We start from the raw sequence: 8873 nt of genomic DNA on the forward strand, positions 1-8873 counted from the left end.
TGATGATTTTCGACTTGCTAAATATCAATATTGGCTGACATGTACATGGGTAGTTACTGACGGGTAGAATAGGCTGCAACGACTTCTATAGACCAGATAATCATCAGCATGAAATACATCTCCATACCTGTCACCCCATTTGAGCAGAACTGCTCCATCGCATGGTGTGATGCGACTAAAGAATCGGTCTTTATTGATCCGGGTGGTGACGCTGACGAGTTGATCGGGGCATCCGATGCCAAGGGGCTCAAACCTGTTGCCATCTATCTGACCCATGGACACCTCGATCATGTTGGCGGTACTACCGCTCTTGCAGATCATTATAAAATCCCGATTTGGGGCCCGCACAAGGATGATGCCTACTGGCTGGAAGCGCTGCACAAGCAGGCGCAAATGTTCGGGCTGCCTGAATGCAGGGAGTTTGCACCGGATCACTGGTTGGATAACGGGGATCAACTTGTGTTCGGTGAGGAGAAGATGGAAGTTGTGCACACCCCCGGACATACCCCGGGACACCTTGTGCTCTTTCACCGAGAATCAGCTGTTGTATTCAGTGGTGACCTGCTGTTTCGTGGCTCAATCGGTCGTAGCGATTTTCCCGGCGGTGATCACCAGCAACTGATCGATTCGATTAAAAATCGCCTTTTTCCGCTCGGAGATGATGTCAGGGTTGTTCCGGGTCACGGGCCTGAAACCACAATTGGTGAAGAGAAGCGTACAAATCCGTTCGTGCGTTAAAGCGTGGAGAGATAAGTAGCCAGTGCGTCCTCTTCCTCAAGGGTCAGTACGCTCTGAAACGAAGGCATATCCATGCCACCATAATGGACTGTCCTCTTCAGGAACTCCTTTGGTTCCCTGAGGTCCTCAGCATAACGATGGCAACGTTGGCAATTCTCCTCGAAAAGTATTGCCCCGACATTGGGTTGTGTTGATTTGATTGAAGCACATGAGGCAAGCGCTGCCGATAACAAGGTGGCTGGCAGGAGGAGAAAAATTGTCTTCATCTGGTACAAATCCATCATTATTTTTGATTACATTAACATAGTTGCTGACGGGCATAGAAGATGAAACAGAGATTGATTATCGGGGTAAGCAGTTGCCTGCTAGGCAACCCGGTTCGTTACGACGGTAATCATAAGCGCAACCCTTACCTGGCCGATACTCTGTCTGCCTATTTTGATTTTGAAGTCTTCTGCCCTGAAACTGCGATCGGGCTTGGTGTTCCAAGGCCGGCAATGCAGCTCTATGTTGACGCCCACAGCACTAAATTGGCGCAGGTGGCTGACAGCAACATAGATTACACGCAGCAGATGCAACAGATGGCTACCGAGCAGTGCAGACAGCTGGGCCACCTGAGCGGCTACATTCTGAAAAGCAGATCTCCCAGTTGTGGTAAGCAAGGCGTTACTCTTTTCGACTACACCGGGCAGGTCGCAGGTAGTGGGGCAGGCCTGTTTGCCACAATCCTGCTGAAGACCTTTCCAGCCCTTCCTGTCGAAGAGGAGACATGTCTCGAAAATGCAGCTTTGCGGGAGGATTTTATCGAGCGTGTTTACGCTTACGCAGCAAGCAAGCCCTCCGTATAGCCGAGTTTCTTCCCTGACAGGGCGCGCAGTCCCCCCTGTGTAACTTGCATTTTCCTGAAAAGTCGTTAAACTGCGCGCCTTTACGTGGTTTTGTGCATGTCATGAAATCACACTCCTTGCTTCACCGCACTAGCGGGAGGCTTCTAACTCATAGGGAGCTACAATGCGTCATTATGAAATCGTGTTCCTGGTCCATCCAGACCAGAGTGAGCAGGTTCCCTCAATGATTGAGCGTTATCGCACAATGATCGAGGGAAATAGCGGCAAGATCCATCGTCTTGAAGACTGGGGTCGTCGTCAGCTCGCATACCCAATCAACAAAATTCACAAGGCACACTACGTGCTGATGAACATCGAATGTGACAGTGAAACTCTTGCTGAAATCGAGAGCAATTTCCGTTTCAACGATGCCATCCTGCGTAACCTCGTCATCCGTCGTGATGAAGCTGTTACCGATGCCTCGCTTCTGGCCAGGCAGGATACTCGTGAAGAGCCCGCCGCAGCTGAATCTGCTGCCTGATTCTGAAACAGGAGATATAAGATATGTCACGTTTTTTTCGTCGTAGAAAATTCTGCCGTTTCACCGCTGAAGGTACCAAGGAAATCGATTACAAAGATCTCGATACCCTGAAGCAATATATTGGTGAGAATGGCAAAATCGTACCAAGCCGTATTACAGGCACCAAGGCCAAGTACCAGCGTCAGCTGGCAACAGCCGTCAAGCGCGCTCGTTTCATTGCGCTGGTGCCTTATACGGATCAGCATAAGTAATTAGTAAACAGTTTAATTAACCGGTTACCTGTCATGCAGTGGTTAGCCAGACAAGTCATGCAAGACAGGTACAGGGCGGTAATGGTGATTGCCACAACCGCCATACTGGCAGTGTTACTGCCGCCAGTCGGTGTATTGAGTGCAGCAGCTGTTGCACTTGTGGTTCTGGCTAACGGCGTTAGGGAGTCCCTGTTCGTTGTTGCCATCGCACTGCTTGCAGTGTGGGGCCTGGGAGAGTTCATCCTGCAGGCAGGAGTGGTTGTCGGAATTTCGGCACTGGTTCTGTGGCTGCCGATGATCCTTCTCGGTGGAGTGCAACGCTGGTCACAGTACCTGCCGTGGTCTATCGAGGCAGCATTGCTGGTTGCCCTGGTTGCCCTGGGCTTGCAGTATGTCGTTTTTGACGACCCGGTCGCTTTCTGGAGCGAGTTGCTCTTGCCGGTGATTGAAGAGATTGCAAAAGGCGGTGCCTTTGAGGCAAGTGGCACAACGACAGAGAGTGTCGTTGCCGATATTGCACAAGCCCTGCCGACAATGCTGACAGTAGGTTTTTTTCTGCAGCTGGTGATTGCACTCTTTATCGGTCGCTGGTGGCAGTCACTGCTGTACAATCCGGGCGGTTTCCGCGGGGAATTCTATTCCCTCAGGTTAAGCCGGATTCTGGCACTGGCAGTCATACCACTGATGCTGGTGGGCATTATTTCATCAGAGGCTTCAATGCTTGATGGTGTGGTGATGCTGGTGATGACCGCGTTTGCGATACAAGGGCTTGCCGTGGCACATGCAAGCCTGAATAGTATAAACGCAGGTGGCTGGTTGATAGCTGTTTACGTGCTATTGCTTTTTGCAGGACCCTGGATGCTGATGCTGTTGGGTTTTGCTGGATATGCGGATGTCTGGATGGATTTCAGGCAACGTTTTTTGAATAAACAAGATTGACCGATTCGGGGGTTCCTGAAGATGGAAGTAATACTGCTTGAGAAAGTAAATAACCTGGGTGATCTGGGTGAGAAAGTTAACGTTAAATCTGGCTATGGCCGCAATTTCCTGATTCCATCAGGACGTGCACTGCCTGCGACAGAGAAGAATGTTGAAGAGTTTGAAAAGCGCCGTGCCGAGCTTGAAAAGTCAGCTGCCGAGAAGCTGTCTGCAGCTGAAGCACGCAAGGCAGAAATCGACGGTGCAACAGTCACTATCACACAGAAGGCCGGTGAAGAAGGCAAGCTGTTCGGCTCTGTCGGAACGACCGACATTGCTGCGGCACTGACTGCAGCAGGTAAAGCAGTCGATAAGGCTGAAGTACGTCTGCCTGAAGGTGTTTTTCGTGTTACTGGTGGTTACGAGGTGACTATTCACCTGCACACCGATGTTGATGCAATCGTCAACATCCTGGTTGAAGGCGAAGAGTAACCTGATTTAACCGATCAGAATGTAAAGCCCCCGCACTCTTGCGGGGGTTTTACGTTATGAAGGTAACGCACTGACTGGATATTCCTGCTAAAATCACTGCAGTTTTTTCCAGGATTCCTGCCGTTGACAGAGACTCATGTCTGAATTTCTCATACTGCTGTTGCCTATCGCTGCTGCCTCGGGCTGGTGGGCGGCCAAGCGCTCTGTTCGAAAAGAGCGGGAGAAACTGCGCAATGCAGAAATTGATCCTGCCTATTTCCGCGGCCTTAATTATCTCGTTAACGAACAGCCTGACAAGGCAATCGATGTCTTCGTGCGCATGCTCAAAGTCAACAGCGAAACGGTCGAGATGCACCTTGCACTCGGCAGCCTGTTCCGCCGGCGCGGAGAGACAGACCGCGCAATCCGCATACACCAGAACCTGATAGCACGTCCGACGCTCTCCCCGGAGCAACGCTCACAAGCACTTATGGAACTGGGCCTCGACTACATGAATGCAGGCCTGCTTGATCGTGCAGAGGCGCTCTTTTCAGAGCTGATCGACAACAATGCGCTTATCAACACCTCGCTGGGCAACCTGAAGGTCATCTACCAACATGAGAAAGACTGGCAGAAGGCGCTGGATGTCACCCGGCGTCTTGAGGAAATTGGTGATGAGGATCAGTCAAGGGATCGTTCCCATTTTCTCTGCGAACTGGCAGATATCGCCCTGCAGGAAGGTCGTGACGAAGATGCAAGGAACTATCTCGAGGAGGCAGGTGAGACTGCACCTGAGGCGATGCGTCCGCTGTTGACCCAGGCCACGCTTTCCCTGCAGCAGCAGGATTACACTAATGCACTGCAGCTCTACCAGCGAGTCGCTGAGACACATCCGGCTTTCATCGGTGAATTCGTCAATCAGATGGCCGAATGTCACAGGGCAACCGGTCAGGAGCAGGCCTGGCTCGAATGGCTCAAGGCGCTTTACCAGAGGCGCAGAAGCCTCTACGTGATGCTGGCGATTGCGGACGAGATTGAACAAAGCGAAGGTGGTGATGCAGCTATCCGCTTTCTTAACGATGAGCTGGCAGCCAACCCCTCGCTTCTTGGTGTACAGCGACTCATACGCATGCGCCTGACTCAGCAGGGAAGTGGCAAGACGACATTTCTCGAGACACTTGATGCATTGGTCAAGACCATGACCGATACACAGTCTGCCTACCAGTGTCACCGCTGCGGTTTTACCACACGCACGCTTCACTGGCAGTGCCCGGGATGTCGCGCGTGGGGCACAATGCTGCCAACCTCTGATAACAACGGGAGATACTCTGAATGACGTCACCGATCATTGTCGCTGTTGACTATCCGCAACTTGAACCTGCACAGGATTTGCTTGAACAGCTTGATCCGGCACTCTGCCGTGTAAAAATCGGCAAGGAGATGTTCACCCGTTTTGGTCCATCTGCGGCGGAAATGTGCATGAAAAAGGGGTTCGAGGTGTTTCTCGATCTCAAGTTTCACGACATTCCCAACACGGTAGCCGGTGCTTGCCGTTCAGCTGCCGAACTGGGCGTATGGATGATGAATGTGCACGCGTCAGGCGGACGCCGCATGATGGAAGCTGCACGCGAGTCTTTAGATAAGGCCAATTCGGATACGCTGCTGATTGCCGTGACAATTCTGACCAGCCTGTCGGAAGAGGAGATTCACGAGATCGGCTATTCGGGTAGCCCGGAAGAGAATGTCAGCCGCCTCGCGGCACTGGCGAAGTCGAGCGGCATGCATGGCGTTGTCTGTTCACCCAAGGAGGCTGAACGCCTGCACGCTGAAAATGGTAACGATTTTCTGCTTGTGACTCCCGGTGTACGTCCGGCTGGCAGTGATACCGGCGACCAACGCCGGGTTATGACGCCTGCAGACGCCATGCAGGCCGGTTCGAGCTACCTGGTGGTAGGCAGGCCGATTACGGCTGCTGAAGAGCCAAACGAGGCGCTCACATCAATTCTTGCATCAATTGGCGATCAGGCTTGAATTATTAACTCTTGATCTCCACATATCTTCAAATTCCGGTGGCATTGCGTGTCAGCCGGTACAATTTTTCCAATTTCTTGAATACTGGAGCATGTTTACATGTCTGCTGAAGCTCACAAAGAGACACTTGAATTCAAAACAGAAGTGTCTGAAGTCCTCAACCTGGTCATCCGTTCACTCTATTCGAACAAGGAGATTTTCCTCCGCGAACTCGTCTCGAACGCATCTGACGCAGCCGAGAAGCTGCGCTTTGAAGCGCTTGGTGATGATGAGTTGTACGAAACTGATCCTGACCTGAGGATCCGCGTCTCGGTCGATAAAGATGCACGAACGGTCACGGTTACCGACAACGGTATTGGCATGAGCCGCCAGGAAGTGATGGAGACGATTGGAACCATCGCCTGCTCGGGCACGAAAAAGTTTGTCGAGGCGATCACCGGCGACGAGTCCGAGGATAACCGCCTGATCGGACAGTTTGGTGTCGGATTCTATTCATCCTATATCGTTGCCGACAAGGTCACTATCGAGACACGTCGTGCCGGTCTGACCAGTGAGCACGGTGTGTGCTGGGAGTCGACCGGTGAGTCGGAGTATTCGATTGAGAATGTTGAACGTGCCGAGCGCGGTACTTCAATTACCCTGCATCTGCGTGAAGAGGAAGACGAGTTTCTCGACAGCTGGCGCCTGCGTAGTATTATCAGCAAGTTCTCAGACCATGTCGCTCTGCCGATCGAGATGCTCTCCGAGCCGACTGAAGAGGATGCTGAGCCTGAGTGGGAACAGGTTAACAAGGGCACGGCCCTGTGGATGCGTCCAAAGAACGAGATCAGCGAAGAGGAGTACAACACCTTCTATCAGCATGTCTCGCATGACTTCAGCGAACCGCTGGCTCACGTGCATAACCGTGTAGAAGGCAACAACGAGTACAGTTCGCTGCTCTACGTACCATCACAGGCGCCATATGATCTCTATGATCCCAATCAGAAACATGGCGTCAAACTCTATGTGAAACGTGTATTCATCATGGACGAGGCAGACAAGTTGTTGCCGCGTTTCCTGCGTTTCGTCAAGGGTGTGGTTGATTCTGATGATCTGCCTCTCAACGTCTCCCGCGAAATTCTTCAGCATAACCGCAAAATCGACTCGATCCGCGGGGCTAACGTCAAGCGCATCCTCGGCCTGCTCGAGAAGATGGCAAAAAATGATACCGAGAAGTACCAGAAGTTCTGGGAAGTGTTCGGTACCGTCCTCAAGGAAGGGCCTGCTGAAGATACGGCCAATGCCCAGCGTATCGCCGGACTGTTGCGCTTTGCGACCACAGCTTCAGACTCCAGTGAGCAGACCACATCATTTGCTGACTACATCGAACGCATGCAGGAAGGCCAGGATAAGATCTACTACCTGACAGCCGAAACCTGGCAGGCGGGTAAAAACAGCCCGCACCTGGAGATTTTCCGCAAGAAGGGCATCGAGGTGTTGTTGCTGACAGATCGTGTCGATGAGTGGCTGGTATCAAACCTGGCTGACTTCGACGGCAAGTCGCTGACCTCTGTAGCGCGTGGTGATATCGATCTCGAAGGCGACAAGGAATCGAACGAAAGTGAAGAGAAAAAGGACGAGAAGGAGAGTGCAGTGGTTCTCGAGCGTCTGCAAGGCATTCTCGGCGACAAGGTCAAGGAAGTGCGAGCCAGCTCACGACTGGTTGATTCACCTGGATGCCTGATCGCAGACGAGAATGATATGAGCCAGAACCTGGCACGAATTCTCAAGCAGATGGGCCAGGATGCACCAGAGTCACCACCAATTCTTGAAGTCAATCTTGACCACCTGTTGGTCAAGCGCGTGGCGGAGGAAGAGGATGAGACTGCATTTGCAGACCTTGCCTCCATACTGTTTGACCAGGCGCTGTTGGCAGAAGGCGGGCGTCTTGAAGACCCGGGTTCGTTCGTCAAGCGACTCAACCAGCTGTTGCTGTCGCTCGGCTCCTGATCAAAAACCTTGATCCCCGGTATTTTTACCGGGGATTTTATTATGGATATCAGTTAGCTATGAGATATCCATCAAATTCCTGATGATTAGCGCTTGTCACTCATTGACTCATCCGGTATATTACGCACCTCGTTGATGCGGGGTGGAGCAGTCTGGCAGCTCGTCGGGCTCATAACCCGAAGGTCGTAGGTTCAAATCCTGCCCCCGCTACCAATTTTCTTTCAGTCACTCACTGCTCAAGTGGCTGATAAACCTGAGAAATCAGGTGGCTGGTTCAAAACCTTACGGTTAATCGCTTGTACTGGTGCTACGTTCGATTAACAGCCATCCACACTACGTCCACAGTTGGACGAGTTTTGGTGGCCTGAAACGAGGTAGTGAACATGGCTTCTATACGCAAAAAGCCTAACGGCAAATACGAGGTGCAGGTCAGGTCTTCTGGCCTGCGTCCCGTTTCCCGCACATTTTCCAAAATGAAAGATGCCAAGGCATTCATCCGCGAGATCGAGGGTGATTCCGAACTTGCACGTAAGCTCGGTGCCCCTGTCAGGCAAACTCTGACCTTTCAGCAGCTCAAAGACCTGTACATGGTGCAATACACTGGTAGAGATCCCTCTACTGATGGCCGCCTGGTATTCTGGTGTGACCAATTCGGCAATAAGCAGGTAACCGATATCGATGCTCTAGACGTTGATGACGGTCTGCTCAGACTGGCGCGGAAGAATTACACCGGCTCCACGATCAATCGCTACAAGTCCACCTTGTCAGCAGTCTTTATTTTCTTCATCCAACATCCTGACCACAAACGAATGGTGCAGCACCTTAAGTTCACCAACCCGGTCAGACAGGAAACAGTCTCCCGTTTCCGCGAGAATCCATCAAAAGACCGGTTCCTCAGCGAGAACGAGCAGAAATCCCTGCTTGAAGCCTGTGAGGCATCGCACTGGGACCGGCTTTACCTGCTGGTCCTGATGGCACTCACCACGGGAGCCAGGAAGGGAGAGCTTCTGAACCTCAAGTGGTCCGACATCGATTTCCATGCCAGAACGGCTATGCTTGGCACGACCAAGAACGGCAAGCCGAGGTTATTACCTCTGACGAGGCCGG

At 52.1% G+C, this 8873-nt stretch carries 11 protein-coding genes and 1 tRNA gene; 11 read left to right on the plus strand and 1 reads right to left on the minus strand.

The annotated features are described in order from the left end of the window. The first annotated feature begins 108 nt into the window (after positions 1-108). Complete coding sequence (locus tag BOW51_RS04285; RefSeq protein WP_078476602.1) at positions 109-738, plus strand: MBL fold metallo-hydrolase; 630 nt, start codon at positions 109-111, stop codon at positions 736-738. Here the strand turns inward: BOW51_RS04285 and BOW51_RS04290 are convergent. Next, entirely contained in the window at positions 735-1004 is a 270-nt protein-coding gene (locus BOW51_RS04290) for a c-type cytochrome (RefSeq protein ID WP_167367236.1), read from the minus strand. The two genes, BOW51_RS04285 and BOW51_RS04290, sit on opposite strands and share 4 nt — an antisense overlap. Positions 1005-1064: 60 nt before the next feature. Between BOW51_RS04290 and BOW51_RS04295 the strand changes: the two genes are divergently transcribed. The 10 genes from BOW51_RS04295 to BOW51_RS04340 all read left to right on the plus strand — a co-directional run. After that, a complete protein-coding gene (locus BOW51_RS04295) occupies positions 1065-1586 on the plus strand; it encodes a 2-thiouracil desulfurase family protein (protein WP_078476604.1) in 522 nt (173 codons plus the stop codon). A 163-nt stretch (positions 1587-1749) separates the two neighbouring features. Then, positions 1750-2106, plus strand: coding sequence for a 30S ribosomal protein S6 (rpsF, locus tag BOW51_RS04300; protein ID WP_078476605.1), 357 nt, complete (start codon positions 1750-1752; stop codon positions 2104-2106). A gap of 23 nt (positions 2107-2129) precedes the next feature. Beyond that, the gene (gene rpsR / locus BOW51_RS04305; RefSeq protein WP_078476606.1) at positions 2130-2357 is read left to right on the plus strand and encodes a 30S ribosomal protein S18; all 228 of its coding nucleotides are present in this window, start codon (positions 2130-2132) and stop codon (positions 2355-2357) included. Between the two features lie 33 nt (positions 2358-2390). Next, a complete protein-coding gene (locus tag BOW51_RS04310) occupies positions 2391-3296 on the plus strand; it encodes a hypothetical protein (RefSeq protein WP_135568051.1) in 906 nt (301 codons plus the stop codon). 21 nt (positions 3297-3317) lie between these two features. Further along, the gene (rplI, locus tag BOW51_RS04315) at positions 3318-3767 is read left to right on the plus strand and encodes a 50S ribosomal protein L9 (protein WP_078476608.1); all 450 of its coding nucleotides are present in this window, start codon (positions 3318-3320) and stop codon (positions 3765-3767) included. 136 nt (positions 3768-3903) lie between these two features. Continuing rightward, positions 3904-5082 (plus strand): lipopolysaccharide assembly protein LapB, encoded by a 1179-nt coding sequence (gene lapB, locus BOW51_RS04320; RefSeq protein ID WP_078476609.1) that lies wholly within the window; start codon positions 3904-3906, stop codon positions 5080-5082. Beyond that, positions 5079-5777: an orotidine-5'-phosphate decarboxylase gene (gene pyrF / locus BOW51_RS04325; protein ID WP_078476610.1), complete on the plus strand. Its 699-nt coding sequence runs from the start codon at positions 5079-5081 to the stop codon at positions 5775-5777. Before lapB ends, pyrF begins: the two co-directional genes overlap by 4 nt. A gap of 99 nt (positions 5778-5876) precedes the next feature. Beyond that, positions 5877-7766, plus strand: coding sequence for a molecular chaperone HtpG (gene htpG, locus BOW51_RS04330; RefSeq protein WP_078476611.1), 1890 nt, complete (start codon positions 5877-5879; stop codon positions 7764-7766). A 136-nt stretch (positions 7767-7902) separates the two neighbouring features. Continuing rightward, positions 7903-7979 (plus strand) — tRNA-Met (locus BOW51_RS04335). A 170-nt stretch (positions 7980-8149) separates the two neighbouring features. Beyond that, the coding region (locus tag BOW51_RS04340; RefSeq protein ID WP_078476612.1) for a tyrosine-type recombinase/integrase at positions 8150-8873 on the plus strand (724 nt) is incomplete at its 3' end.

The organism is Solemya elarraichensis gill symbiont, from assembly GCF_002021095.1.
GTDB lineage: Bacteria > Pseudomonadota > Gammaproteobacteria > Chromatiales > Chromatiaceae.